Origin of the sequence: Paraburkholderia terrae (assembly GCF_002902925.1) — a bacterium.
GTDB lineage: Bacteria > Pseudomonadota > Gammaproteobacteria > Burkholderiales > Burkholderiaceae > Paraburkholderia > Paraburkholderia terrae.
Window position 1 is genome coordinate 374,326 of record NZ_CP026111.1, and the last position, 26,337, is coordinate 400,662.

A 26,337-nucleotide genomic window follows, 5' to 3' on the forward strand; every position below is an offset into this window, starting at 1 on the left:
GACGCATGTCTATGCGCCAGATCAATTAGCGAGCGTTTCGGCCGAAAGCGACCTGACAGGCCATAAAGTTTTCCTCGAATCAGCCGTAACTGAAAATGTGGTGCGTTTGCTTAATTTTTAATCGGGTTGCGGACCTTGCCTATCGGCCTGGGCGCAGCAAGCCTGCCGTGGAACCGGAAGATTCCCGTCAGGCGGCCATAGGAGACATGCTTCATGTTGAAAGGTCTTTCGATTCGCGCATACCTCACGTTGATGGTCGTGCTGTTCGGCGTGGTATTGCTGATCGGCGCGGCGGCGGGCCTGTTATCGCTGCGTGAAAGCAATGCGTCGTTGCAACAGATGTACACCGTCGACACGCCAGCGGTGGCGGATCTCGAAGGCAGCGCTGGCCAGCTGCTGCGCCTGCGTCTGGCGCTCGCAACCTACTCTTCGCTGATCGAGCTGAACGATCAGGAAGGCGCCGATGCGGTGCTGAAGCGTTTCGATACGTATCAGAAGGTGTCGAACGAACGTCTTGCGCACTACATCAGCAAGGCCAGCAACGACGCCGACGAACAGCGTCTCATCAAGGACATGCAGGACAAGCGCGATGCGTTCCTGCACGAAGGCGCCGAGCCCGCGCTCGCCGCGCTCAAGTCCGGCGACAAGGCGGCTTTCCAGCAACTTCAGGCGCACAAGCTGTCGCCGCTCTACAGCGCTTATGAAAAGGCGATGTTGACGCTCGAAAAGCTGCAGCTCGATCACGCCGAGCAACGTTACCAGGAAGCACAGCAACTCTTCTACACGATCAGTGTCGCGGTCGCGGTCGGCATGGCGGCTACGCTGATCTTCGCGTGGCTTGGACGCATGATGATGGTTCGCGCAATCGTGCATCCCGTCGATGCCACCATCGAGCAATTCCAGCGCATCGCAAACGGTGATCTGACGGGCCGTATCGACAACGTTAGCGACAACGAAATGGGACGTCTCGCGGCGGCGCTGCGCAAGATGCAGGAGTCGCTGATCGCGACGGTGAACACCGTGCGTCACGGCACCGATTCCATCGATACGGGCGTGAGCGAAATCGCCGCGGGCAATACGAACCTGTCGCAGCGCACGGAAGAGCAGGCCGCATCGCTCGAAGAAACGGCGGCGAGCATCGAGGAGCTCACGTCGACCGTCAAGCAGACGGCCGATAACGCCAAGCAGGCGAGTTCGCTCGCGCAGGGCGCATCGACGCTCGCAGCGCAGGGCGGCGATCTCACGCAGCAGGTGGTCGGCACGATGCAGAAGATCGTCGATGACTCGCGGCGTATTGCGGATATCGTCGGCGTGATCGAAGGCATCGCGTTCCAGACCAACATTCTCGCGTTGAACGCGGCTGTCGAGGCGGCGCGCGCGGGCGAGCAGGGCCGCGGCTTTGCGGTGGTGGCGAGCGAAGTGCGCTCGCTTGCGCAGCGTAGCGCGGCAGCGGCGAAGGAGATCAAAGGTCTGATCGGTGAATCGAACGAACGCGTGACGGCGGGCGCGGACCTTGTGCAGCGCTCAGGTTCGACGATGACGGACATCGTCGATGCAATCGCGCGTGTCAGCGCGATCATGAGCGAGATCGCCGAGGCCGCGACCGAGCAGAGCACGGGTATCGATCAGGTGAATCTCGCCGTCGCGCAGATGGACGAAGTGACGCAGCAGAACGCGGCGCTCGTCGAGCAGGCGGCGGCAGCGGCGAGTTCGCTCGAAGAGCAGGCGCGCCGGCTGACGACAGCGGTGGCCGTGTTCAGGACGGATAGCGGGCAGGCGTCGGCGTCGCGGGGTGCTGCGCGCCGGGTTGTGACGCAGAAGCAGGGAGTGGCGATGCAAATGGAGGCGGTGGAAGCGGTTTGATGCACAGCGCAGTTCGTACCTCATGCATCGCGCGATTGATGTTGGCGATTCAGGCTGGAGCGCCAACGATCCACGCCATATGAAAATGCCGCGCGGGAGCGCGGCATTTTCGCTTCCTGGATGCGATTTTCAGATGTGGAAGACTCGCATAGCGACGAACGTCGAGAGCCAGTGCATGACGATTGCAATCGCAATGCATTTTGCTACTACTGAAAAGTTGCTGCGTCTTGCGCATAGCAAATATCCTAGCCCTGCGAATAGAACCGGCGGGGCAAGCAGATATAAGGCGAAGTCGGCAAACACTTGCGTCGTGATAGGACAAGTGTCCACTCCACCTCCGCATTCACCGGCGCGCGGGATACATAGTCGGGCATACGCGGTACACAACCGGGTATCGATTAAGGACCAAGTAAAGACACTGAGTAAGCCTACGACAGCAAACCCCAAGGTCCCGAGGAAGCGATGCATTATTTGATTTCCCAAAACAGAATCTGCTTCGAGTTCCGAAGGTCGGACCAGCCGAAACCCGTTCCCGGGAAGAATGACTGTCCGCCAAAATAGCGGCTAATCGTTGCGACGGCATCCGGCGCGCTGCTAATTGTCAGGCGTGCTCCATTCCAGAGGTCGATGTGGCCACCGCTTGCATTGGAAGTCGTTTCACCTGCGCGCGTCCAATAACGGGAGAACTGAACGATACCCGTGCGGCCCTTCACCTTCGATTCCCAATCTGAGCCAGTAATATCTTCGGCCTTTGGAAGTCCCGCAAACGGCTGCAACTTCAGCCATTCTCCCAATTCGTCGGCGCGAGTGGCCGTGGCTTTGCCGTCGAGGATAATCCGCCCGATTGATGGTTGATCCGACAGAGGCCTGACGAGCTTTTCCGAGAACGACTTCATCTCGATGCCGACGCGATGAAACATCACACTCATGCGGATTGCGCACTGATCCTTGTACGCTGAATTGTCGTAAGGATTTCCCGACGGATAGTTGTCCCACAACTCCTGGAAGGTGACCACGCGGAGTTGCACGTCCTTGATGGAACCCGGTGTGGAATTCGTCCTGACAATGGTTCTGCTGTTCGGCATTATTCAATTCCTTGTTCTCTGGCCAGCGCTTCGTCACCCCAGTAGATCTGATAGTCCGTCTCAGTGCCGGTCGCAACGCGTGGAAGGTCGCCACCTTCGGTGACGCGGCCCGAGAAAGCTCTCCCGTCTGCCGTTTCGATGAAGTAGGGGTAGAAATCGAGCACCATGCGAGCGACGGCATGAACCTGTTCATCACAGGTTGTCGAGCTTGTCGGCGCCGTGAATGAGGCATTGCTTGTCGTCGTTGTGTCGGCGCCGCTCATGTACAGAAGCGAGGAAGCCCCGCTGGCAAGTACGAGGTTTTTTCCGCACGGACACAGTACCTGGTCCATATGCTTTACCATCGGCTTCCCGTTTTCCATCCAGTCTCGAGCGCTACCCAAGATGGGGAAGAGTCCTTTGCAATTCCCGCACGTTGCCAGGTCGTGATGCAGCGCCAACGCTTGACCGTTGTCTGCGTACCATGTCGACGAACCGCCCATGACACGGCCTTTGGTCGTCGTCATGTCGCCTTTTGCGACGAGTCTCGACGTTGTCATACGACCTCCCGAGATTCGCGGCACGTGTAGGTGAACGCCCTGACGCTCGGAGCAAAGAAAATAACTTTGTTGTACTTGTTTCTACGCATCGATTTGTCTCCACGTAAGCCAAATAGCCATGGAAGAAGTGGCCTAACGAGGATAACCGGCACTTGCCCCTAGTTATGTAAAAGAGAGTCAAGAGTGCGGCCTCGACGTCAAGTCGGCGCACATGAAAGCGGCGGGCATCGGTCACTCCGGTGAAGTAGCGGGGGCAATGCGTAAGATCGCGCCCGCTGTGTCCTGTGGCTGCGTATGAAAAAACAAACGGCGGTGCAAGCCTTCACGCTTGCACCGCCGTTTGACTTTCGACCTAACGCTTTAAGGCTGCCTTTCAGCGTAATACTTCGCGACCCCGTCGATCTCCTCCGGCGTCATATTCCGCGCGACGTTGCGCATCTGCTCGTTGATGTCGTTATGGCGGTCGCCATTAGCGAACGCGCGCAGTTGCGCCGCCATATACACCGACGACTGCCCGCCCAACCACGGCGCGGCGCCCTTGCGGTCACGATCGCCGTGACAGGCCGCGCAGGGCGCGATGTTGCGCATCGGCGAGCCTTCGTTGACGAACTTGCGGATGGTCGCGTCTTCGGTGGTGGCCTGTTCGACAGCGGCGGGGCGCGGCAGTGTCGAATAGTAATTCGCGAGGTCGTGCAGATCGCGGTCGTTCAGATGCGCGATGATGGGCGGCATGATCGCGTTTGCGCGCTGGCCGCTCTGGTAGTCGCGCAACTGCTTGTAGACCACGTCCGCATATTGTCCCGCGAGCACGGGCGCCGTGACCTGGATCAGGCTTTCGACGCCATGACACATCGAGCAGTTCTGCGCGAGCGTAGCGCCTCGGCCAATCGAGTCAGCGCTGGGACGCGTGCGGCCCCACGGCGGCAGAGGCGGCAGCACGAGTACATTGCTCGGCGCGGGGCCGGCGATGTTGTCGCTTTGCGTGAACCACGTCGACGGTGCGCCCGCTGCGCTGCAGATCGTCGCCCACAACCCGCGCTGCGTGAAGTCGGGATGCTTCGACGGCAGCCAGATAAAGCCGATCAGAATCGCCACGATGGCGATCACGATCACGCCGCCGACGCTCGACGTGAACCATCGGTTGCTGAAGCTGAAGACGCGTTCTTCGCTCATGACCGCGCTCCCACCGATACGGCCGGCACAGAAGTCTGCTGCAAGCCGAGCAGTTGTGCGATGGGCACGCTGTAGTTGACGATCGTCAGTCCGATCATCAGCGCGACCCACAGGCCGAAGCTGTTCAACGCAGCGGGCACGCGTTCGACAGGATGCACGGGCGCGCTGAAGCGGAACTGCTTCGGCTGCTCGATTGCGCCGAACTGCGCCTTCGCGAGAATGTAGAGAAACAGGAACCCGGAGATCACCAGAATCAATCCGCCGACTGCCGACACGGCGACCCAGACAGCTTGCGGCGCGATCGCGGGATTGCTGTAGTCGTAGTACGCCATGCGGCGCGGCGCGCCCAGCAAACCGACGTAATGCCACGGCAGCGTGACGACCATCATGCCGATGAACCACAGCCACAGCTGCCAGCGGATCAGACGCAACGAGCCGATCGCGCGGCCCGTCAGTTGCGGCCACAACTCATACGCAATCGCGAAGTACATGATGACGATCGCGCCGCCGAAGATCAGATGGAAGTGCCCCGTGACCCACTGCGTGTTGTGGATGGTTTCGTTCAGCTGATAGCTCATGTTGATGAGCCCGCCCGCGCCGCCGAAGCCGAGCATGATGAACGAGAACGCGATCACGAGCATCATCGGGTTGTCCCACGGCAGCGCTTTCAGCCAGCCGAATGCGCCCTTGCCGCCGCGCAGCCGCCCGGCGATTTCCACCGATGCGCAGATCGTGAACACGGTGAGCAGCGTCGGCACCGACACCATGCCCGTGAACACCGCGTGAACGAACTTGAAGCCCGCACCGACCTGCGGATCGGCGAACAGATGGTGAACGCCGATCGGCATCGCAAACACGAGGAACAGGATGAACGACACGCGCGCCATCGAATCGCTATAGAGCCTGCCGCCAATCGCGCGAGGCACCAGCGTGTAGTACGCGATATACGACGGCACCAGCCAGAAATAGACGATCGCGTGCAGCGTCCACGAGAACAGCACGCGCGCGAGGCCCGCGTCGATGGTCGACTTCAGGCCGAGCGCGACGGGCAGAATCTGGAACAGGATTTCGAGCGCCGCGCCCACGGCCGTCCATGCCCACAGATACGCGCCCGCCACGTTCGCGTACATCGCGAGCGGCACCGGTTTGCCGGGATTCGCGCGTTTCCAGACGTGCAGGTTGACGCCCATCAGCGCGACCCAGATCCACGAGCCGACCACCACCAGCACGACGCCGAGGTAATAGAACGGACTGCCGATCATCGGCGGATAGAACGTGAAGAGCACCGACGCCTGGCCAGCCGCAACGGGCACCATCGCCATCACTGCGCCGACCACGAGCAGGATGAACGCGGCCCACGCCCACTTCAGGCCGACGAGCACCTGTTGTAGCGCCAGTTCGACGATCGCGTAGCCGAAGCCCATTGCGACGAGCGTCGGCAGCACGTAGGCCATCACCGTGCCGTGCGCCGTCACCGAGCGGTAGTACAGCTCCGGGTCACCGATCCACGGATGCAGCGGACTGCGCACGAGCATCTGCCATGCGCCCAGCAGCAGCGCGATTCCGAACGCGATGAACGCGAGCCAGAAGTGCGCGAGAACGAGTCGCTTAGCGTGAAACACAGCTGAGCCTCCGATGTTGTTTTGCCTGTTCGAAGAAGGCAGCCTTGTCGATCACCTTCACATGCGCCCACATCGTCTGATGGCCGAAGCCGCAGAATTCGTGGCAGGGCATCAGGTGATCGGCGGGTTTGTCGAAGGAGGAGGAAAACGTCGCGACGTAGCCCGGCACGACCATCGTGTTGATGTTCGTGTCCGTGACGAGCAGGCCATGCACGACGTCGGCGCTCGTCGTGCGGAAGGTGATGTCGGTGCCGGCGGGGACGACCAGGCATTGCGGCGTGAACGAGTATTGCTGCGCGATGAAGCGCACGACGACGGTACCGTCGGGATCGACGCCTGTACCCAGATTGCTTTCGACGAACTCGCCCGACATCTGCAGCCGCGACGGGTCGATGGTTTCGACGCGCGACGGCGGCATCATCGCGTAGTGCAGCCCTGAGTACACGACGACCACGAGCATGAACAGGACGATCGCGATGACGAAGTACGCCCAGCGCTTTTCGGAGCGCTCGGCGATGCCATGGCCGTTATCGGGGGAATGGGAAGGTTGGGTCGACATGATCAGTGAATGACGCCGCGCGGCACGAATACGAGAAAGTAGAAGCCGATCCAGATCGCCAGCACCACCACGGTCGCGACGCCCGCGACCGCGATCGCGCCATGCGGTCCTTGCGCGACGATGCGTTCGACTTCGTCGTCCGAAGCGTTGCCGGAATGGTCGCCGGAGTGAACGTTAGGGTCCATCTGCCATATCTCCGAGGACAAGGTTTATGCGAGTGATGTGGGCTAGTGCAACGGCGCCTTGCGCAATTCATTGACCTGCTTCGCCGTCACGGGCAAGCCGTGATTGCCCCACGCAGTGCGGATGTACGTGACGACGGCGGCGAGATCGGCGTCGTTCAGTTCCTGCGCGAACGGCGGCATGCCATACGGCTCGGGATTGCGCCGCGTGCCGGGCGGGAAGCCCCCGTTCAGCACGATGCGAATCGGGTTGACGGCCGAGTCCATTTCGATCGACTGGTTGTGCGCGAGCGGCGGATAGTGCTGCAGATGGCCCTCGCCGTGCTCGCCATGGCATGTCGCGCACTTCTGCATATAGATGCGCTGGCCGTTCTCGAACACGGCCGGCTTCACAGTCGCCGACGGGCCCGTCTTGCGGCCGGGGTCGTTATCGGGCAGCGTCTTCAGATAGACGGCCATCGCCTTCACGTCGTCATCGGTCATGTATTGCAGGCTGTGATACGTGACTTCGGCCATCGGGCCGTAGACCGCGCCGCGATCCGAGATGCCCGCTTGCAAGAGATCGACGATGTCCTTGATGCTCCAGTCACCGAGACCGCCGTCCTTGTCGGACGTGAGCGACGGCGCGTACCAGTTCTGCACCGGGATCAGGCCGCCCGCGAACTGCTCGCTCTTCGACGAGCCGCCGAGCAGATTGATCTTCGTGTGGCACATCGAACAGTGGCCGAGCCCTTCCACCAGATACGCGCCGCGATTCCATTCGACCGAGCGGCTCGGGTTCGGCTGGTACTCGCCTTCGCGGAAATACAGCGAGCGCCAGCCGATCAGCAGTTCGCGCTGATTGAATGGGAAGCGCAGTTCCAGCTTGCGGCTCGGTTGATGCACGGGTTCCACTGACTGCAGATACGCGAAGATCGCGTCGGAGTCTTCGCGCGTGACTTTGGTGTAGGCCGCAATCGGCATCACGGGATAGATCAGCTTGCCGTCGGGGCTTTTGCCCGTGCGCATCATCTTGAAGAACTCGTCGGCGGTCCATTTGCCGATGCCGTACTCCTTGTCGGAGCTGATGTTCGGCGTGTAGAAGGTGCCGAACGGCGTCTCCATCGCGAGGCCGCCGCCAAACGTCTTGCCGCGCGGTGCCGTGTGGCACGCAACGCAATCGCCCGCGCGCGCGAGATACTCGCCGCGCTTGACGATCTCGGGGCGCGTGTCCGGGCCAGCAGGCGCCGTGGCTTCTGCTGCATGGGTGGTGGCGATGAGCGGCGAACGCGGCGCGAGCGCGAAGAGCGTGAACATGGCGCCCACGGCGAGCGACACGGTGATGCGGCGCGCGACGCGCGCTGCGCGTGGCATGCGATACACGGAGCTGATCGACACGGAGCTAAGGAAGAGAGTCTTCATTCCGGTTGGCTCCCACATGCGAGCGGCAGCTTGCCGGGCAATCGCGGCACGGGACGCGGATCGGCGGGACGCGGCTGGCGCGCGAGCCAGCTCGATACGGCGGTGATGTCCTTGTCGCTCAGCTTCACGGCGATGGTGTGCATGCAGTCGGGCGCGAGCGCGTGACGCGTGCCCGAGCGCCACGTACCCATCTGCCCGGCGATATAGCTCGCATGCAGACCGAGCAGACCGGGGATGCCCGGTTGCTGGCCCGTCAACCGCTCGCCATGACAGGCGGCGCATGCCGGGATGCCGCGCTTCGTGTCGCCTTGCATGACGACCTGCTTGCCGTAATCGAGCGTCGCTTGCGGCACCGGGTTGGTGTCGGGGTTCGGATACGGCGGCTGCAGATCGGCGAAGTACTGGCTGATCTTGCGCAGATACTCGTCGGGCAGAAACGCAAGCAGATAACCCATCGGCGGATAGGTGCGGCCACCGTCGCGAAATGCTGTCAACTGGTTGAACAGATACTCGGCGGGCTTGCCCGCGATACGCGGAAAGTAATCGTTGTTGCGCCCCTGGCCCTGCGCACCGTGACAGGTCGTGCAGGCGTGCATTTTCTCGTCCATCGCCGACGGCGCGGGTGCGTCGTTCGACGCCGCGAATGACGCTCGCGCGCAAAGGGCGCACAGCAGCAAAAGGATCGAAGAGCCGATGGTTCTGCGATGCACGACTGGCCTCGTAGGGAAATAGGGTTTGTAGATATCGTTGTGTTGCACCCTTGGGAAGAGACGCATTGCGCTCTTCTCTTTTGCTTCTCTACCGCGGCCGCATCAGCGACCCATGACATGCGAATGATTGCTGCTCTTACATGCGCGATGCGCGGCGCCGACAGTCTAGTCAAGTCCGCAAAAGCATGCAGATGAGGGTACGGATTGACGCGCGCGCATGCTTCGCGCTTGCCGTCGATCAGGCAAACGCATTGATACGTTAAGGCATCACGATGACGGTGGCGTTGCAATCATCATAGATGGCAATTGGTCGCGTTTCAACGCAGCAAAAACAGTTGCAGTAATTGTCGTGTCAACTAAGCACTTGTGCAGATACTGCAATCGCATTCACGCGAGCAGGCGCATGAACGCTTCACGCGCATCGCTGACGCGTGCGCTTTCGCCGGGACGTCCGGGCAGCAGATGAAACTCGACGGCTGGCAACTGAGGCAGGCCGATCGTCGGCGGACACAGCACCATGCCCGAACCGATCGACGATTCATTCAGACATGAGATGCCGAGCCCCGCCTTCAACGCCAGTTGAAGACCCGCCATGCCCGATGCCGAATGCGAGACGAGATACGACACCTTGTTCTCGTCGAGCAACCTGACGACGAAGCGCTGCAGCTGACAAGTGGACGGCAGCAGCACGAGATGGAAAGGCGCGGCGACGTGTCGCGGATCGGCGTCGGCGGACATGGCCCAGACCAGCTTCTCGCGCCGCACGACGGTGCTCGCCGCTTGCGGCCTGTTCGATGCCGCGCGCTTCGTGTCCGGCGCGACGATGCGCAGCGACAGGCCGATATCGAACGTGGTGTCGTCTTCGACGCTGCTGTCGATCACCGCGCTCGGCAGCACAGTCACATGCAGACGCAACCGCGGATGCTGCTCTGAGAATATTTTCAGCACGCGCGCGACGTCGTGCGGCCGGTAGTAGTCGGTGATCGCGATGCGCAGTTCGCCGTCGAGCGAGCGGCCTTGCAGATCTTCGAACGCCGCTTCGCTCATCGCCAGAATGCGGCGTGCATGATCGAGCAGCTTCGCGCCTGCAGGCGTCGCGGTCACGCCCTGCTTGCCGCGCAGGAACAGCGGCTGGCCCGCACGCTCTTCGAGCTTCTTCAACTGCTCGCTAGCCGACGACTGCGACAGGAACACGCGTTCCGCGCCCGCCGACACGCTGCCCGCTTCCGCGACGGCAACGAAGGTGCGCAACTGCGCAAGGTCGAACGCACGCTGGTTCATGTTTCGGATTCTCCGATGGATGACATCCTATTTTCCCGCTTTTCCGATTGATCGTCCAATCCTACGATAGCCGTCAACCGATACAACTGGAGGCGATCGTGGGACAGGGATCTGGAATGGGCGGCAATCACCGCTGGAAGGTGCTGGGCGTCGGCTTTGCCGCGAACGCGAGCTTTTCGGCCGCTTTTTCGGGCATCCCGACGACGGCGATTTTTCTGCGCAACGGCTATCACATCGGCAACGGCGGGCTGGGCCTCGTGCTTGGCATGTTGGGGCTCGGCATCGCGATCAGCGAATTGCCGTGGGGATTGCTCACCGACCGTTGGGGCGACCGGCGCGTGCTGCTGCTTGGCCTCCTGACGACGGCCGCCGCGCTTGCCGCGATGGCAGGCTTCGTGGTGCCGCACGGCGCCGTGGCGCCGGGCATCGTGCCGCTCGCGCTCGGATTGCTGGCTGTCGGGCTGCTGGGCGGCAGCGTCAACGGATCGAGCGGGCGCGCGGTGATGGCGTGGTTTCGCGAAGGCGAGCGCGGCCTCGCGATGAGCATCCGGCAGACAGCCGTGCCGGCAGGCGGCGGATTAGGCGCGCTGGCGTTGCCGTCGCTTGCCGCGCATTTCGGCTTTGTGGCCGTGTATGGCGTGCTCGCCGTGCTGTGCGCGGTGACCGCGTGGTTCGCGTGGTGCTGGCTGCACGAGCCGCCCGTCGCGGCTGCGTCGGGCGGGCAGCATGCAGCGGCTGGCGGCGAACTCGCTGCTTCGCCTGCCGCGCCCGCCGCGCCGATTTCGCCGCTGCGCGATGCTGGCGTCTGGCGTGTCGCGCTGGGCATCGGCGTTCTGTGCGTGCCACAACTGGCCGTCGTGACGTTCGCGACGGTCTTTCTGCACGACTTTGGCCATGCAGGCGTGTTCGAGATCAGCGCGACGATGGCCGCCGTGCAGACGGGCGCCGCCGTTGCGCGCGTGTGGAGCGGGCGCTGGACGGACCGGCACGGCAACCGGCGCCAGTACATGCGCGCCTGCAGCGTGCTGACGGCGCTACTGTTCGCGACACTCGCGTTGCTTGCCGCGGGCGCCAACGGCGCGCACGGCGCGATCACGATCGTGCTCGCGGCGATGGTGGTGCTCGGCGGCGTGAGCGCGTCCGCATGGCACGGCGTCGCCTACACCGAACTTGCGACGCTCGCGGGCACGCGCCGCGCGGGCACCGCTCTGGCGATGGGCAACACGTGTGCGTTCATGACCCTGTTCGTTACACCGCTTGCCATTCCGCCGCTGCTCGCGGCGACCTCGTGGCCGGCCGTGTGGGCAATCGCCAGCGTGTGCGCGCTGATTGCGCTGCCCGTCTTCCCGAGGCCCGTGCGCGCGGCGGGGTACGCGTCGAGAGCCAGGGCGTGATCGCGTCGACACTTTCTTGAACATCTCTTTTTTGCGTCCGGTCATGAGCCGGACGCTTTTTTATTTTGGTGTTATTTCTTCAAGGTGAAGTTAATCGAATTCACCCTATGGATGGAAATCGATGTGATGTGTCTGATATTTCTGTCGTGAAAGTAGGAATTATTTTAGAGGTTGATTTTTGTGGGTTTCGCTTTCTAAGCGGGTTCTTCTCTCTAGAGCATTTTGCGCGACCATGATTTCGTGGCGTACGTCGTATTCACTGCAAATCTAAGATGCATTGGCGTGATTTTGCGAGAGGCGGCCGGGTGCGCCGATTGCCTCTGCGCGCCAGCATCCTGCACGCTGTGGTTTCCTAACCTGCCTTTGGAAACTTCGGAAATAGTGCGATGAAAATGGTTAAGCACTATCTCAATGGAAGTGTCTGAAATCGGTAATTACTCAACGAAACTTGTAGTTTGTCTTTGAATCGGCCATTGATTCGGAACTCTCTGATATTCCATTTTTGCCGCAAATGTTTTGATTCATTTTGTCAGAACATGATTCGTTATATGTCGCGAGCGTTGTCGTAAAGCGGGCTCGTTTCGACGTTGCCGCGAAATGAGCGTTTCGACATCGACAAACACAAACCAATAACAAGGCGGCAATAGTGAATCTTCGAATCATGCTGGCAGACGATCATCCGTTTGTTCTGCTCGGTATCCGGGCCACGCTCGTGGCGCACGGAGGATTCACGATCGTCGGCGAGGCAACGAGCCCTTCGTCGCTCGTTCAACTCATGGGTAAGACCTCATGCGATGTGCTGGTCACGGACCTGACCATGCCGGATGCGTCGGGTGACGCGGACGACGGGCTGCGGCTCATCCGGCGCATTCGCGGCGGCTGGCCCGAGGTGCGCATCGTCGTGCTGACCAGTCTGACCAACGCGGCCATTCTCCGGTCGATCGTGTCCGACGGCGTGATCGGCATGCTCAACAAGAGCGAATCGATGGACGAACTGGCCGCGGCTATCCGCGCGGCGGGCGCGGGCCGTTCCTACGTCAGCCAGTCGATCCTGCTGACGCTCGCAGAAGCGAGTGGTGAGCCGCTTGGCATGTCGCCCATGCGCAATCTTTCCCCACGCCAGGCCGAGGTGATCCGCATGTTCGTGCGCGGCCAGTCGATCTCCGAAATCGCCCGCGACCTGGGGCGCGATGTCCGGACGGTCAGCCGGCAAAAGCGTGACGCAATGGCGAAGCTGGGCGTCAGCAATGATCCGGGGCTTTTTGCGTTCGTGCGGGCATATGGTCTTGCGCAGAAGGTTGTGCAGGATCGCTAATCAAATGTCATCGCTAAATGATTCTTCCAAATTCAGAGAAGTCTTATGTCGGGGAGCGGTTGAATGTCTGATCCTCAGCCGGCTATGGGCTCGCCGAATCAATACCAAGCTACAGAGCACAGGGAGCGACCACGCGTGAATATCAGAAAGGATGTGACACTGCCAATCCGCACCATCATCGCCGACGACCATCCACTGGTCCTACTCGCGATGGAGAATCTGATGTCGGGGTTTCCGAATATCGAAATCGTTGGGAAGGCAACGGACTCATCGGAGTTGTTCGCTGAGGCGCAGCGTGTCAAATGCGAGCTTGTCGTCATGGATCTGTACATGCCAGGTGGTACATATGGCGACGGCGTCGACATGGTCCGACAGTTCAAGGAACGTCATCCCGACGTCGTGGTCGTGGTGCTGACCATGGAAATTGCGGCGGATTCCCTGCAAAAGGTGATTTCGCTGGGCGTGGGTGCGGTCGTCAGCAAGCGCGACCGTATCGATCTGATTCATGTGGCGATCATTACCGCGTTGGCGCGTGAATGCTATGTCGGTCCCGCCATTCGCGCGTTGCTCGCCGACGCAACGTTGTCGCGCCGGATCGACTATGTCCGACAGGTTCTTTCGCGGCGCGAGCTCGAAGTGTTGACGCACTATGCGACGGGGCGCGGCGTGACAGAAATTGCGCTGAGGCTCGGTCGTAGCGTCAAGACGATCAGCGCACAGAAATGCACTGCAATGCGCAAGCTGTCGCTGCAGAGCGATGCCGATCTGTTCCGGTTCGCCGTCGAACATGGTCTGGTGCCTGACGATCCATCAAGTGGCCCAGGCGGGTCCGGCAAAAGAGGCTGACGCAGCGAAGCTGCGACCCTGGCGAAGTGACCGTCCTCGAGGGGAACGCGCTGTACGGTGACGGTCCATCAACAAGATCACAACAAGATGGAAAACAAGATTCGCGTCATCGTCGCCGACGATCACGTGTGCGTGCGCATGGGCGTCAGGTGTTTGCTGGAACAGATCGCACATGTGTCGGTGGCCGGCGAAGCAGCGAGCACGCAGGCACTCGCCGAACTGCTCGATGCGTGCGCATGCGACGTCGTCGTAACGGATATTGGCATGCCGGGCATCGACGGAGAAAGCAATGCGATCCAGTTCCTGCGGCGGCTGCTGCATCACACGCCTCAGTTGCCGGTTGTCGTGCTCACAATGATCCATCAGCCGTCGATCCTGATGGGGCTGCTGCAGCACGGCGTTGCCGCGATCGTCGACAAGCGCGATATCACGGCGTCGCTGGTTCACGCGATCGACGCCGCGCTGACTGGCCAGGGTTACTTGTCAGATCACGCGCGCGCCGCCATTGCGAAGGCGGGCACACCGCAACCGCGGGCAGGCGTGATGAGCGCAGGCGAATGGAAAGTCTTCACGATGTACGTGAGCGGCCTGACGATCGGCCAGATTGCCACCAAGCTGAACCGCAGCACAAAGACGATCAGCACGCAGAAGCGCAATGCGATGCGCAAGCTGGGGCTCGAGTCGGAGGCCGACGTAATCGACTATGCCTGCCAGATCGGCCTCACCTGAATGATTTCGGAGTTGTCCGATTCTCTATCTCGTTCACCGACCCAACAATCTTCTGTTGGACTCCCGGATCGAGAGGGAGCGGCGCCAACACCATTGATTTGCCATGCAAATCAATCGACACCAGGCGCAAGCATGTAAGCCGTCTCAGAAAGTCGTCGGGACGAGCAGCCGTTACGGGAGGATGCATGTCAGGGCTGGGAAAGCGATTGGTTGTCGAAGGTGCCGGGACGGCGTGGCTCGTGTTCGTTGGATGCGGCACGGCCGTGCTCAACACCGGCGCGCAAGGTAACAGCGTTTTAGCTGTGCCGCTCGCATTCGGACTCGCGCTGGCGACAGCGACTTACGTGCTTGGGCGGTTCTCCGGCGCTCACTTCAATCCCGCCGTCACCGTCGGTTACGTGACCGCGCAGCGGTTTCCCGTCCGCGATCTCGCGCCCTATATCGCCGCGCAGGTGCTTGGCGCGCTCGCGGGCGCGGCGCTGCTCGTCTATATCGCCAGCGGGCGTCCCGGCTTCGAACTCGCAGCGAGTGAATTCGGCGCGAACGGATATGGCGACCATTCTCCGGACGACTATCAACTTCATTCCGCGCTGGCCGTCGAAATCACCATGTCCTTTGCATTCGTGCTGGCGCGCATGCTGATGTCCAGCGGCCAATCTGCGAACCTGATCGATCCGCTCGTCGCAGGCCTGTGGCTGATGCTGAGCTACGTCATTGCGACGCCCATCACCAATGCGTCGTTGAATCCCGCGCGTTCGACCGGCCCGGCTCTCTTTGTCGGCGATTGGGCGCTCGACCAGTTGTGGCTTTTCTGGGCAGCTCCGCTGGCGGGCGGCATGCTCGCCGGCTTGGTCCATTCGCGACTGTTCGGCGACCCGGGTGATATCTTCGCGCGGCCACCCCGTGAGAGCCGGCATGGCGAGTCGGCGTGAGCGTACGAACATGTATCGTTCGCCCATTTTCGCTCGCTCCGGTGTTCATTCCACACATCGCGCCTGGCTGATCGGCGTCCGCCTGGCGCTGAAGGCAAGCCTCGCGTTGCTGTTGATACTGCTGAGCGGTCAGCAGGCCCATGCCGCGCTCGGCGCGCGTCCACAAGTGTTTCCTCCCAAACTGATAGTCGGCGTGCTCGCCAGCGGCTGGTCGCCTTTCGAGATGTTTCAGGAAGGCAGGTTCACCGGGCTGAGCGTCGACTATCTGCGCGCCGTCGTTGGGCCGGACGTCGAGATCACGACGAAGTCGTATTCAGACCTGAACCAACTGCTCGCCGCGGCATGCGCGAATCGCGTCGATGTGCTGATGAGCATCGCCCGCACGCCGGAGCGCGAGCATTGCCTGTCATTCTCGGTGCCGTATTTCCGCGGATCGACCTCCGTCGTGACGCGGGCGAGCAATGCGATTGCTTTGTCGAGCGAGTCCCAGGTGCAAAGCGCGCGCGTCGCTATCGAGCGCGGGTTCGCGCTCGGCGCCGTGCTGCGCGAGCGCTTCCCGCGCGCACGTATCGATAGTTTTGCCGACACGCTTGCCGCGTTGCGCGCAATCAAGCGGGGTGACGACGACGCCTATTTCGGCTTTACGCCTGCCGTGCGGCATTATCTGGCGGATCCGGAATTCCGTGACCTGAGTATCGCGTTCGAGGAGACGGGGCAGGCGAGCGAAATGCGCTTCGCCGTGCCTGCCGGGAAAAGCGACCTGCGCGACAAGCTGGACCGCGGGCTGTCCGCGTTGCGACCGGACGACGAAGCCGTAATCCGGGCGCGCTGGATCGGCGGCAGCTTCGAAGCGCGGCCTGCATCGGCGGCGTCCAATCTCGTGCTGAGTCGTGAAGAGCAGGCATGGCTCAGGTCGCTTCCGCCGCTCTCCGTCGGCTTCGACGCCGACTGGGCGCCGTTCAGCACGCTCGACGACCTCGGCCGTCCGTCGGGCATCGCCGCCGACTATCTCGACTATCTGGGCCGCACGCTCGGCCTCTCGTTCCACCGCGCGCCGGGGAAGGACTGGACGACCACGGTTGCCGATTTCAACCGCGGCAACGTCGCGCTGCTCGCGACTGCCACGCGCAATGATCCGCACCTGGAGCATGCGACATTCACCCACGCGTACGAAACGTATCCGCTTGTCATCGTCGCGCGCGAAGCCGAACCTGCTGCGCGCGGCCTCAACGATTTTGCCGCGCGCCGCATCGTGTTGTCGATTCATAGCCAGGGGGCGTTGCCATTCGAGTTGTACGGCGTAGTCGCGACGCACGCGACGGTCGCGCCAAATCTCGATGCGGCGCTGAAACTGCTGGCCGCCGGCGGCGCCGACGCGCTGGTTGGCAACGTCGCCGAAATTGACGCTGCGCTGACACGGGAATATGCGGGCGTGCTGAAAGTGGTCGGCGTAGTGCGCGAGCCAGATCCCGTCGGCTTCGCGGTTCGTGACGACCTTGCGCCGCTGGCGGGGCTGATCGACCGCGCGCTGCTTGCGATGCCAGCGTCGGAGCGACAGCGCATCCGACAGAAATGGGTGACAGGCGACGCACCGCCGCAAGGCGGCTGGAGCGTGACGGCACTGCGGCTGCTGCCTGTGCTGATCGGCATCGGCGTCGTGTTGTTGCTGACGTTGCGAGCGTATGTGTTGCTGCAGCGCGAAGTCAGCCGGCGCGAGCGCACTGAGCGCGAGCTCGAATCGCAACTGAACTTTCAGCAGACGATGATGGAAATGGTCCCGTACCCGCTCGTCGCAAAAGATCTGCAAGGGCGCTACATCGGCGTTAACCGGGCCTATGAAGAAGCGACGGGCCTCAGGCGTGAAACCGTGATCGGCCGCACGAGCGCGGACGTTCATGCCTGGGGAGAGGACAACAGCTTGCGTCTCGAGCAGTTGACACGCGAGGCGCTGCAAAGCGGCTCGGCCACGCAGATCGAACTGGAGTTCGAAGACAGTCAGTACGACAGCCGGCATGGTCTCTTTTGCGTGTGCGTCTGCAACGGCGTCGACGGTACGCCGCTGTGCGTGCTCGGCACGCTCGTCGACATTACGGATATCCGTCGCGCCGAAATGCTGGCAAGCGAAACACAGCGGCGCCTCGTCGACGTAACCAGCTCGTTGCCGGCCGTGGTGTTCCAGTTGCGCCGTGGGCTCGATGGCCAGTACACGTTCCCCTATGTGGGCGGCGATACCAAACAGTTGCTGGGATACGACAGTGCCGTTCTGATGCGGCGCGCTACGCTCAATTTCGGCACCATTTGTGCGGACGACCGTCCCGGCGTCGTCGCCGCACTCGAGCGGTCCGCCGAAACGTCGGAACCGCTGCACCTGGAGTTTCGGATCGACGGTCCCGGCGAGCAGCGCTGGGTTCGCGCGGAACTCGTGCCGTGTCGCGAGCAGAGTGGCGCGACCGTCTGGAGCGGCTATTGGGTCGACGCTAGCATCGAACGGCTGCGTGCCGACGAACTGGCGCGTGCGCGCGATCTGGCCGAAGCGGCGTCGCGCGCAAAAGACGATTTTCTCGCGATGATGAGCCACGAAATCCGCACGCCGATGAATGGCGTGCTCGGACTTGTCGAAGTCCTGGAGCGCACCCGGCTCGATGCGGACCAGGGCGAGATGCTCGGGATGATTCACGAATCGGCGGGTGCGCTGCTGCAGATTCTCGACGACCTCCTCGACTATTCGAAGATCGAGGCGGGACGACTGACCATCGAATCCGAGCCGATCGACCTGCGTGATCTGGTCGATACGGCGGTTGGCCTGTTGGCGGGGCGCGCGCACGAGAAAGGTCTCAAAGTGCGCGTCGATATCGATCCCCAGGTCGCCGCAACGCTGCGCGGCGACAGCGTGCGGCTGCGACAAATCCTGTTCAATCTGCTCGGCAACGCGATCAAATTCACGCCGCGGGGCGAGGTCGATGTAAACGTGAAGGTAGTCGAGGAGAGCGAGGCGGGACAAACGGTCGAGATGAGTGTCGTCGATACGGGTATTGGTATCGCGCCTGAAGTCCAGGCTCGCCTCTTCGAGCCTTTCGTGCAGGCGGAATCGTCGACCACGCGGCGCTTCGGCGGCACGGGCCTGGGGCTGACGATCTGCCGCAAACTGATCGCGTTGATGGGCGGCACGCTGTCGTTGTCGAGCACGCCTGGTAAAGGCACGCACATGACGCTGCGTTTGCGGATGCCGCTCGAAATGCAGCAATACACGGCGGGCGGATTGCGCGGCAAGCGCGGCGTCGTCGCGACGCCGGATGCGTGCGTCGCGAGGGCGCTTGCGCACTTCGGCGCGGCGCTCGGCATCGAATTGCGTCGCGCCGGTGCCGATCTTGCCGAGTTGCGCGATCCGCAAGCGCTGCGAGGTGTGGACCTCGTATTCGTCGGCGACGGCGTCCACCTGCCGGCTGCCGTCGCGCAGTCCGGCGCGAAAATCATCAGCCTGACCGAGAAGCCGAAGCCGACAGGCTATCGGATCGTTGATAACGCCGTGCGTGTGAGCATCAACCCGATCTCGTGGCGGGGCTTGAGCGCGGCGTGCGCGGCCGCGTTGACGGGCCTTTCGCCGACGCCTGCGCGTCATCCCGGCGCAGCCGAAGCCGCCACCGCGCCACCGGATCGGGAGCGCGCGATTGCGTGCGGGCGTCTCGTGCTCGTCGCCGAAGATCATCCCGTCAATCAGGAACTGATCCGTCATCAGCTGGCGCTGCTCGGTTTCGCGTGCGACGTCGTCAATGACGGCGCCGAGGCACTCAAAGCACTCAATGCGACACCGTACGGCTTCCTGATTACCGACTGTCACATGCCCATCATGTCCGGCTACGAATTGGCGCGATCCGTGCGCGAAAGCGAGCAACTGACAGGCGTACACCTGCCGATACTCGGGATTACCGCGAACACCGCGCCCGAAGATCTGAAGGCATGTCGCGATGCCGGCATGGACGATTGCCTCGTCAAACCGACGCGCCTAGCCACCTTGCGTGAATATCTGAGCCGCTGGTTCGGCGCGGACAGCGCGCGGCCCGCCACGCAAGGCGACGCGACGGCTGCTGTCGTCGCGGATGCGGAACCTGCAAACGTCGGCAGCATCGCATTCGTTCCCGTCGATCTCAGTCAGTTGACGCAGATCTGGGGCAGTGAATCGACGGTCAAGTCGCTGCTCGATGCATTCGTGTCGGCCGTGCGCGACGATTTGCGCGCGCTGCCGCCGCTGCTGAACGACCTCGATGTCCCGGCCTTGCGTCAATGGCATCATCGCGTCGCTGGCGCGGTGGGTGTGCTGCAGTATCCGCCGCTGCTCGGCGCGCTCGAACAGTACCGGCGGCAATTGACCTCGGCGCCGTCTGACACGCTGCGCAGCGAGGGCATTGCGCTCGTGCGCACGTGCAATACGATGCTCGACGGCATTGAAGAGCAGGCGGCGCTGCTCGCCTGACTTCCCGTTCCTTTTCCGGCTTCGCAACGCTTTGCGCTGCTGCGCGTGCGTCACGCGCAGCGCTCCGAATTACACTAGTATGTGCTGGCGCATGAGACGGCGTCCGCTCACGCACTACGCGTGAAGCGACGCCGATCCTGAGCGCAAAGACCCGGAGAGAACGATGATTACAATTCAAAAGCTGAGCATGGTTGCTGTCTTGTGGGCGCTGGCGTCGGGTGTGGCACTGGCGGATACGGTGGAATTGAAGGCCGACCTCGAGCCGTCGAGTGAAGTGCCGCCGCGCGTGAGTCACGGGCATGGCGCACTGAACGCCACGTTCGATACTTCGACGAAAACACTCCAGTGGACCGCGACTTACGAGGGCCTATCGGGTCCCGTGACGATGGCGCACTTCCACGGTCCTGCGCCCGTCGGGCAGAACGCCAAGGTGCAGGTGCCCATCGACAAGAACGCGCTGGCCAGTCCGATCAAAGGCTCCGCGACGCTGACGGAGCAACAGGTCACCGACCTGATGGGCGGTCAGTGGTACTTCAACGTTCACACCGCGCAGAATCCGACAGGTGAAATTCGCGGCCAGGTGTTGCCGGCGAATTAAACGAAGCACGCAATCGAGCACGATGGCCGGAACCGTCAGCGGCGGTTCCGGCCATTTTTCTTTTCAAACGACGCGCGCCTGTCCACGCCGCCAATAGAAGCCGCCTTCGATTGAAGCGCGTTGAAAGCCACGTACCATGGCGATTCAACCCGCGATGGAGAGTGCCCCGATGAGTTGGCAAAGCGCCTTGGCATGCTGGTTCCTGCGCCGTCAGTTTCATCCGCAGACGCGGCATCCGACGATCAGCGCCGAACGCGCGCGCCGCATGACGGCGAAGCGCGCGTACACGCCGCGCGTGCCGTCGGGCTGGACGCTGGATGAGCGCTATGGCGAGCGCGACTGGCCATTGCGCGGCGAATGCCTGACGCGCGTCGACGGCAGGCACACGGCGACGATCCTCTATCTGCATGGCGGCGGCTATTACTTCTGTTCGCCACAGACGCATCGCGCGGCGTCCTTTGGTCTTGCATCGCGCAGCGGCGCGCGCGTGTTCTCGCTCGATTACCGGCTCGCGCCCGAAAACCCGTTTCCCGCCGCGCTCGACGATGCATTGGCCGCGTACCGTCGCTTGCTCGAAGACGGCACGAAGCCCGACTCGATCGTGATCGCTGGCGATTCGGCGGGCGGCGGCCTTGCGCTCGCGACGCTCGTCGCGTTGCGCGATGCGGGTGAGCCGTTGCCAGCAGGCGGGATCCTGTTTTCGCCGTGGACCGATCTCGCGGCCACGGGCGCGTCGCTGCAAACCAACGACGGCATCGATCCGATGTTTCACGGTCCTTCCATCGCGCGGGCTGCGCGGTTTTATCTCGGCGACACGCCGGCTACGCATCCTTATGCATCGCCGCTCTACGCGGACCTGAAGGGTCTGTCGCCGCTCTTCATGCAGGTGAGCAGCACAGAAGTCCTGCTAGACGATTCGCGCCGCGTCGCGGACAAGGCGCGCGCCGCGGGCGTCGATATCGACTTCGAGATCTGGCGCAAGATGCCGCACGTGTGGCAGCTCTGGGCGCCGTTCATTCCCGAAGCGCGCCGCGCGCTCGATCTCGCCGCGCGCTTCGTCGCGCGCGTGACGAGCGGTCCGCGCGACGTTCATCCGGCGAGCGAAAGGTCGATCGCCTGATACGCGGCCTGCACGGCGTCCGTGCCGTACTGGCGTTCGAGCCGGCGCACGGTGAAGTGGCCGTGCGCGACCTGCTGGAAGTGGTCGATGAAAACGGTGTTGACCATCGCGCCGAGCACCGCACCGATCGCCGGAATGGACTTCGCGGCGATCTGCTCGCTCACCTGCACCGAGAAGCGCGCCGCGATTGTGTTCAACAATCGCAGCAGCGCCGCCGACCCATGCGTCGTGAACCCCTTCGTCGCGATTTCCGACGACGCTTTCGACACCGCCTGCGCCAACGCGCCTCGCATGATGAAGTAGCCGTAATCGGCATCGTCATCGGCTTTCGATGTGCCGCCCATGCCGAGCACCGTCAGACACTGCAGTTGCGTATCGACGGAAGTCAGATCCTCACCCTCGCTGCGCGCGATGTCGCAGATCGAGCGGAACATCAGCGTGGTCGTGACGGGCAACTCGACGGGCAGCGCGAACAGCCCGAATGCGCCGCCCGCTGCGCCCGTCGTCGCGACCGCGAACTTGTGTAACAGATTGCTCGGCCGGTCGCTGACGCCGAGCGGCGCGCCAGCCATCGGACGCCCGAGCGTGCGCAGCGCTATCTGCAGACATTTGCGCAGCGCGAGTTGCGTCGCGTCGTTGACCTTGTCGCTGGCAATCGCCGGCATGCGCGAAATCAGCTTTTCCATCGGCGAGCCGACGATGCTGGCGAGCTTCATTGTCAGCGCCGGGCTTTCGAGCTCGTGTTTGGCGCGGCGCAGGGCCGCGAGATCGTCCGCGGAAAGCGGCGCGGCGGCGAGCGTAGTTGATTCCATGAATCTCCCTGATTTTTCGGAATTCTTAGAAGCGTCGGATCAAACGGTAGCAACGAAGGTCGCAATCGACGCACCCGGATTAGAGCCATTCAGCGTGGTATGATTCCTTATCGTTGACGCGTCAACTGTTGTTCGATCAAAAATGGCCGTGCATACCGCCGCCCACCACTCGAGTGGGCAAGTTTTACCGTTCCGGGAGTCGCTACTGGCGATGCTCGGCGTCTCATTCGTCTCGATGCTCGTCGCGCTCGACCAGACGGTGGTCGGTACCGCGCTGCCGACGATCGTCGCGGATCTCAAAGGCTTCGAACTGTACGCGTGGGTCGCGACGTCGTATCTGCTGACGTCGGTGATCACCGTGCCGATCTTCGGGCGCCTCGGCGATTACTACGGGCGCAAGCCGTTCGTCATCGCGTCGATTGTCTTGTTCACGGCGGCTTCCGTGCTCTGCGGCGCGGCCAACAACATGCTGTTCCTGGTGATCGCGCGCGGCTTGCAGGGCATCGGCGGCGGCATGCTGGTCGGCACCGCGTTCGCCTGCATCCCCGATCTGTTTCCCGATTCCGTGGTCCGGCTGCGCTGGCAGGTACTGATGAGCACGGCGTTCGGCATTGCGAATGCCATCGGTCCGTCGCTTGGCGGCTTTCTCACGCAGTACTACGGCTGGCGCTCGGTGTTCTATGTGAATCTGCCCGTCGGCCTGTTGTCGCTGTTTTTCGTGTGGCGTTATCTGCCGCACCTGCGGCACGTCGTCCATGAAGGCAAGATGCGGCTCGACTGGCCCGGCGCGTTGCTGATCGCGCTGTCGCTCGGCAGCTTGCAGATGTTCGTCGAATTGCTGCCGAAGCATGGCGTCACGGCTTCGGCGCTTGCGTTGCTCGTCGTGAGCGTCGCGTGTGCGATTGCGTTGTGGAAGTGGGAAAAGCGCTTCCCGCAAGCGATTCTTCCCATCGACATGTTCCGTAACAAGAGCCTGTCCGCGCTGTTCGTGCTGGCCGTGCTCGGCGGTTTCGCGATGTTCTCGCTGCTGTTCTACGCGCCGCTGCTGTTTCAGGGTGGCTTCGGCATGACGCCGAACGAGGCGGGGCTCGTGATCACGCCGCTCGTCGTGTTCATCACGATCGGCAGTATTGCGAATGGGCGCATCGTGTCGCGTGTGCCCAATCCGAATGTGATGCTGTTCATCGGCTTCGCGTTGTTCGCGGCGGCGTCGCTCGGCGTGGTGATCGCGACGCGCTCGATGCCGCACTGGCTGCTGATGCTGTTCATGACCTTCGGCGGCCTCGGCCTCGGCTTCGTGCTGCCGAATCTGACCGTGTTCGCGCAGCAGACGGCGGGCCGCGAGCATCTCGGCATCGCGACGGCGCTGCTGCAATCGCTGCGTATGATCGGCGGGATGATCGGCACGGCGCTAACAGGCACGCTGGTCACGCACATGTACGCGAGCGGCGTGCGCAGCGCGCTCGACGGCGACCAGGCTAGCCAATGGTTCGCCGATCTCGGCGATCCGCAGATCCTCGTGAACCGCGACGCGCAGCACACACTTTTGAGCGAACTCGCGAAGGCAGGGCACAATGGCGCCGTGCTGCTGGAGTCGGCGCGCGAATCGCTGGTGGGCGCGATCCATATCGGCCTGATGCTCGGCGCGCTGGTGTCGCTGTTCGCGATCTGGCAGAGCCGGCGCGTGCCGCCCGTCAAGCTGCGCAAGCAGATCGAGCCGGTCATCCACGCGGATTGACGGGAATGTAAGCGCTTTTGAATCGAAGATAGATCATGGAAGAACAGGACCGCGTCGCTATCCTGCATCAGTTTGGACGCACGTATCGCGCGTTCATGTCGGCGTTCGAAGGCCGCGTCGGGCATCCGATGCCGCGCTGGCGGATCCTGCTCGCGTTGTACGAGCAGGCGGGCGAGTCGTCGCAGAAGAAGCTGGTCGAGCGCTTGCGTATCGATCCGGGCGCGCTGACGAGACAGCTGAAGTCGCTCGAAGCGATGGGCTGGATCTCGCGCAGCATGGACGAGCGCGACAACCGCATCACGAACGTGAAGCTCACGGCAGAAGGCCGCGCCGCGATCGAAACGAGCCTGCCGAACCGCAATGCGTTTCTGCACGACACGATGGCCGCCTTGCCCGACGATGTGCTGGCCGGCCTGTCGGCCGCGCTGACGATGCTCGAGGCGCGCATCGGCGAAGTAGCTGCGGCGACGGACGCGGAGACCGCGCAAGCCGGGCGCTGAGCCAACAATCGGCCAATAAAAAACGGCGCTGTGTCGTGAGACGCAGCGCCGTTTCGATCGAAGAAGAATCAGAAGAACGTTTCGATCACTTCCGTCACGCGATACGACGGATCGACCACCAACACCTGACGCCACTTGTCGAACGTCAGGCACGGATGCGAGATGTCGAACGCGATCATGTCGCCGACTTTCAGATCGGCGCCCGCGGGAATCCGCAGATAGGCGTGCTGATCCATCAAGCCGAAAATTTCCCAGCCATCATCGGCGGTGACATCGCGCGGCGCCGGCGTGCCCGGACGATAATGCTTCGCGGGTTCGGGGTAGCCGGCGTCGAACGCCGAGTCACGCTTACCGAGGCCGATGATCGCGCGATCCGGTTCGGGAATGGACTGCACATACGCCCACAGATGCAGCGCGGGCAGCAGCCCTTCGCCCATGCGCTTCGCGACGGGATTGCGCTTGAAGATATCCGTCTGCGCCTTGCGATAGATGCCGACGTCGTGCGTCAGATAGCAGCCCGGCCGCAGCACGATCTCGATGCGGTCTTTGCGCGACGCCTTCGAGAACTCTTCCGCGACCACGTCGTACCACGCCGATCCCGCGCCCGACAGCACGGCCGGCGTGCGCGCGAAGCGGCCCTGGTCCGACAGTTCGAGCGTGAGCTTCACGGCGCTGCGCAGGAAGTCGCGCACTTCCTGTTCTTCCTTCAACACGCCTTCATACAGTTCGATGCCCGCGAGCTTCAACGAATCCGGGTAACGCGCGATCGCATCGAGCACGGCATGGGTTTGCGCGTCATCGCGCACACCTGTGCGACCGCCCGGCACGCCGAGTTCGACCAGCACCTGCAACTGCTTCTTCACCGAGCCGAAGAAGTTGCCAAGCTGCTCGACGCCTTCAACGGAATCCACGAGACAGAAGAACTCGAAATCCGGATCGCTCAGCAGTTCCGCGATCATCAGCATGTTGCGCTTGCCGACTAGCTGGTTCGCCATCAATACGCGCGATACGCCGCCGTGATACGCGGCGCGCACCTGATGTGCGGTGGCAAGCGTGATGCCCCACGCGCCCGTTTCGATCTGGCGGCGGAACAGTTGCGGCGCCATCGTCGTCTTGCCGTGCGGCGCGAGCTTCACGCCGTACTCGGCAACGAACGTCTGCATCCACTTCAGGTTGTGCTCGATACGGTCCGCATACAGAACGGCGGCGGGCAGACTCACGTCTTCGTCGAGCAGATTCCATTCGAGACGCGTCGCGTCCGTCAGTTGGATGCTCGCGCCCGGCACGTTGCCCAAGCCCTTGCTATAAGGGTCGATCGTGGCTCCCTGATAGTTTGTAACTTTCATGTCATCCTGCTCCATCGGCCAGTTAAATCGAATCGAAGTTGACTTTCGTATGTTACCGAAAGTACGATGTTTGATGAAATGTTATTTAGTACCACGCGTGCGTCGAGCAATGTTACCGGCG

22 protein-coding genes are annotated in these 26,337 nt (G+C 62.5%); 11 read left to right on the plus strand and 11 right to left on the minus strand.

Features of this window, described 5'->3' with window-relative positions; genetic code table 11:
* Positions 1–213 precede the first annotated feature (213 nt).
* The gene (locus tag C2L65_RS01715) at positions 214–1,863 is read left to right on the plus strand and encodes a methyl-accepting chemotaxis protein (RefSeq protein WP_042306295.1); all 1,650 of its coding nucleotides are present in this window, start codon (positions 214–216) and stop codon (positions 1,861–1,863) included.
* A 467-nt stretch (positions 1,864–2,330) separates the two neighbouring features.
* Here C2L65_RS01715 and C2L65_RS01725 read toward each other — a convergent pair whose 3' ends face one another.
* From C2L65_RS01725 to C2L65_RS01765, 9 genes are all read right to left on the minus strand, one after another.
* A complete protein-coding gene (locus C2L65_RS01725; protein ID WP_042306294.1) occupies positions 2,331–2,948 on the minus strand; it encodes a type VI secretion system amidase effector protein Tae4 in 618 nt (205 codons plus the stop codon).
* Positions 2,948–3,487, minus strand: a complete 540-nt coding sequence (locus C2L65_RS01730; protein ID WP_042306293.1) for a PAAR domain-containing protein — start codon at positions 3,485–3,487, stop codon at positions 2,948–2,950. Before C2L65_RS01730 ends, C2L65_RS01725 begins: the two co-directional genes overlap by 1 nt.
* A 360-nt stretch (positions 3,488–3,847) precedes the next feature.
* Entirely contained in the window at positions 3,848–4,660 is an 813-nt protein-coding gene (locus C2L65_RS01735; RefSeq protein ID WP_042306292.1) for a c-type cytochrome, read from the minus strand.
* Entirely contained in the window at positions 4,657–6,282 is a 1,626-nt protein-coding gene (locus C2L65_RS01740) for a b(o/a)3-type cytochrome-c oxidase subunit 1 (RefSeq protein ID WP_042306291.1), read from the minus strand. Before C2L65_RS01740 ends, C2L65_RS01735 begins: the two co-directional genes overlap by 4 nt.
* A complete protein-coding gene (locus tag C2L65_RS01745; protein ID WP_042306290.1) occupies positions 6,269–6,841 on the minus strand; it encodes a cupredoxin domain-containing protein in 573 nt (190 codons plus the stop codon). Before C2L65_RS01745 ends, C2L65_RS01740 begins: the two co-directional genes overlap by 14 nt.
* Before the next feature lie 2 nt (positions 6,842–6,843).
* Positions 6,844–7,026, minus strand: a complete 183-nt coding sequence (locus C2L65_RS01750; RefSeq protein WP_042306289.1) for a hypothetical protein — start codon at positions 7,024–7,026, stop codon at positions 6,844–6,846.
* A gap of 42 nt (positions 7,027–7,068) precedes the next feature.
* Positions 7,069–8,424: a c-type cytochrome gene (locus C2L65_RS01755; protein ID WP_042306288.1), complete on the minus strand. Its 1,356-nt coding sequence runs from the start codon at positions 8,422–8,424 to the stop codon at positions 7,069–7,071.
* Positions 8,421–9,134, minus strand: coding sequence for a c-type cytochrome (locus C2L65_RS01760; protein ID WP_042306287.1), 714 nt, complete (start codon positions 9,132–9,134; stop codon positions 8,421–8,423). The genes C2L65_RS01755 and C2L65_RS01760 overlap by 4 nt, the downstream gene beginning before the upstream one ends.
* Before the next feature lie 387 nt (positions 9,135–9,521).
* Positions 9,522–10,415 (minus strand): LysR family transcriptional regulator, encoded by an 894-nt coding sequence (locus C2L65_RS01765; RefSeq protein ID WP_042306286.1) that lies wholly within the window; start codon positions 10,413–10,415, stop codon positions 9,522–9,524.
* A 116-nt stretch (positions 10,416–10,531) separates the two neighbouring features.
* On the opposite strand from C2L65_RS01765, the gene C2L65_RS01770 reads away from it, so the two are divergent.
* The 8 genes from C2L65_RS01770 to C2L65_RS01805 all read left to right on the plus strand — a co-directional run bounded on the left by C2L65_RS01770 (position 10,532) and on the right by C2L65_RS01805 (position 21,820).
* Entirely contained in the window at positions 10,532–11,809 is a 1,278-nt protein-coding gene (locus C2L65_RS01770) for an MFS transporter (RefSeq protein ID WP_042306285.1), read from the plus strand.
* Positions 11,810–12,470: 661 nt separating this feature from the next.
* Positions 12,471–13,124, plus strand: a complete 654-nt coding sequence (locus C2L65_RS01775) for a response regulator (protein ID WP_042306284.1) — start codon at positions 12,471–12,473, stop codon at positions 13,122–13,124.
* Between the two features lie 135 nt (positions 13,125–13,259).
* Positions 13,260–13,970, plus strand: coding sequence for a response regulator (locus C2L65_RS01780; protein WP_042306283.1), 711 nt, complete (start codon positions 13,260–13,262; stop codon positions 13,968–13,970).
* 87 nt (positions 13,971–14,057) lie between these two features.
* Positions 14,058–14,699, plus strand: coding sequence for a response regulator (locus C2L65_RS01785; protein ID WP_042306282.1), 642 nt, complete (start codon positions 14,058–14,060; stop codon positions 14,697–14,699).
* A gap of 185 nt (positions 14,700–14,884) precedes the next feature.
* Positions 14,885–15,631: an aquaporin gene (locus C2L65_RS01790; RefSeq protein ID WP_042306281.1), complete on the plus strand. Its 747-nt coding sequence runs from the start codon at positions 14,885–14,887 to the stop codon at positions 15,629–15,631.
* A gap of 10 nt (positions 15,632–15,641) precedes the next feature.
* A complete protein-coding gene (locus tag C2L65_RS01795; protein WP_042306360.1) occupies positions 15,642–20,102 on the plus strand; it encodes an ATP-binding protein in 4,461 nt (1,486 codons plus the stop codon).
* 163 nt (positions 20,103–20,265) lie between these two features.
* Complete coding sequence (locus tag C2L65_RS01800) at positions 20,266–20,700, plus strand: CHRD domain-containing protein (protein WP_042306280.1); 435 nt, start codon at positions 20,266–20,268, stop codon at positions 20,698–20,700.
* Between the two features lie 169 nt (positions 20,701–20,869).
* Complete coding sequence (locus C2L65_RS01805; RefSeq protein WP_042306359.1) at positions 20,870–21,820, plus strand: alpha/beta hydrolase; 951 nt, start codon at positions 20,870–20,872, stop codon at positions 21,818–21,820.
* On the opposite strand, the gene C2L65_RS01810 is transcribed toward C2L65_RS01805, so the two are convergent.
* Positions 21,790–22,632: an EcsC family protein gene (locus tag C2L65_RS01810; protein WP_042306279.1), complete on the minus strand. Its 843-nt coding sequence runs from the start codon at positions 22,630–22,632 to the stop codon at positions 21,790–21,792. The genes C2L65_RS01805 and C2L65_RS01810 overlap by 31 nt on opposite strands.
* A 142-nt stretch (positions 22,633–22,774) precedes the next feature.
* On the opposite strand from C2L65_RS01810, the gene C2L65_RS01815 reads away from it, so the two are divergent.
* Positions 22,775–24,370: an MDR family MFS transporter gene (locus C2L65_RS01815; RefSeq protein ID WP_042306278.1), complete on the plus strand. Its 1,596-nt coding sequence runs from the start codon at positions 22,775–22,777 to the stop codon at positions 24,368–24,370.
* 35 nt (positions 24,371–24,405) lie between these two features.
* Positions 24,406–24,870, plus strand: coding sequence for a MarR family winged helix-turn-helix transcriptional regulator (locus C2L65_RS01820; protein WP_042306277.1), 465 nt, complete (start codon positions 24,406–24,408; stop codon positions 24,868–24,870).
* 68 nt (positions 24,871–24,938) lie between these two features.
* Here C2L65_RS01820 and C2L65_RS01825 read toward each other — a convergent pair whose 3' ends face one another.
* Complete coding sequence (locus tag C2L65_RS01825) at positions 24,939–26,216, minus strand: amino acid deaminase (RefSeq protein WP_042306358.1); 1,278 nt, start codon at positions 26,214–26,216, stop codon at positions 24,939–24,941.
* Between the last annotated feature and the right edge of the window lie 121 nt (positions 26,217–26,337).

What these genes read in the sequence shown, in the direction of transcription:
- C2L65_RS01715 (WP_042306295.1), top strand. Translation starts at nt 214, where the DNA reads ATGTTGAAAGGTCTTTCGATTCGCGCATACCTCACGTTGATGGTCGTG.
- C2L65_RS01725 (WP_042306294.1), bottom strand. Translation starts at nt 2,948, where the DNA reads ATGCCGAACAGCAGAACCATTGTCAGGACGAATTCCACACCGGGTTCC.
- C2L65_RS01730 (WP_042306293.1), bottom strand. Translation starts at nt 3,487, where the DNA reads ATGACAACGTCGAGACTCGTCGCAAAAGGCGACATGACGACGACCAAA.
- C2L65_RS01735 (WP_042306292.1), bottom strand. Translation starts at nt 4,660, where the DNA reads ATGAGCGAAGAACGCGTCTTCAGCTTCAGCAACCGATGGTTCACGTCG.
- C2L65_RS01745 (WP_042306290.1), bottom strand. Translation starts at nt 6,841, where the DNA reads ATGTCGACCCAACCTTCCCATTCCCCCGATAACGGCCATGGCATCGCC.
- C2L65_RS01750 (WP_042306289.1), bottom strand. Translation starts at nt 7,026, where the DNA reads ATGGACCCTAACGTTCACTCCGGCGACCATTCCGGCAACGCTTCGGAC.
- C2L65_RS01755 (WP_042306288.1), bottom strand. Translation starts at nt 8,424, where the DNA reads ATGAAGACTCTCTTCCTTAGCTCCGTGTCGATCAGCTCCGTGTATCGC.
- C2L65_RS01765 (WP_042306286.1), bottom strand. Translation starts at nt 10,415, where the DNA reads ATGAACCAGCGTGCGTTCGACCTTGCGCAGTTGCGCACCTTCGTTGCC.
- C2L65_RS01770 (WP_042306285.1), top strand. Translation starts at nt 10,532, where the DNA reads ATGGGCGGCAATCACCGCTGGAAGGTGCTGGGCGTCGGCTTTGCCGCG.
- C2L65_RS01775 (WP_042306284.1), top strand. Translation starts at nt 12,471, where the DNA reads ATGCTGGCAGACGATCATCCGTTTGTTCTGCTCGGTATCCGGGCCACG.
- C2L65_RS01785 (WP_042306282.1), top strand. Translation starts at nt 14,058, where the DNA reads ATGGAAAACAAGATTCGCGTCATCGTCGCCGACGATCACGTGTGCGTG.
- C2L65_RS01790 (WP_042306281.1), top strand. Translation starts at nt 14,885, where the DNA reads ATGTCAGGGCTGGGAAAGCGATTGGTTGTCGAAGGTGCCGGGACGGCG.
- C2L65_RS01795 (WP_042306360.1), top strand. Translation starts at nt 15,642, where the DNA reads ATGTATCGTTCGCCCATTTTCGCTCGCTCCGGTGTTCATTCCACACAT.
- C2L65_RS01800 (WP_042306280.1), top strand. Translation starts at nt 20,266, where the DNA reads ATGATTACAATTCAAAAGCTGAGCATGGTTGCTGTCTTGTGGGCGCTG.
- C2L65_RS01805 (WP_042306359.1), top strand. Translation starts at nt 20,870, where the DNA reads ATGAGTTGGCAAAGCGCCTTGGCATGCTGGTTCCTGCGCCGTCAGTTT.
- C2L65_RS01810 (WP_042306279.1), bottom strand. Translation starts at nt 22,632, where the DNA reads ATGGAATCAACTACGCTCGCCGCCGCGCCGCTTTCCGCGGACGATCTC.
- C2L65_RS01815 (WP_042306278.1), top strand. Translation starts at nt 22,775, where the DNA reads ATGGCCGTGCATACCGCCGCCCACCACTCGAGTGGGCAAGTTTTACCG.
- C2L65_RS01820 (WP_042306277.1), top strand. Translation starts at nt 24,406, where the DNA reads ATGGAAGAACAGGACCGCGTCGCTATCCTGCATCAGTTTGGACGCACG.
- C2L65_RS01825 (WP_042306358.1), bottom strand. Translation starts at nt 26,216, where the DNA reads ATGAAAGTTACAAACTATCAGGGAGCCACGATCGACCCTTATAGCAAG.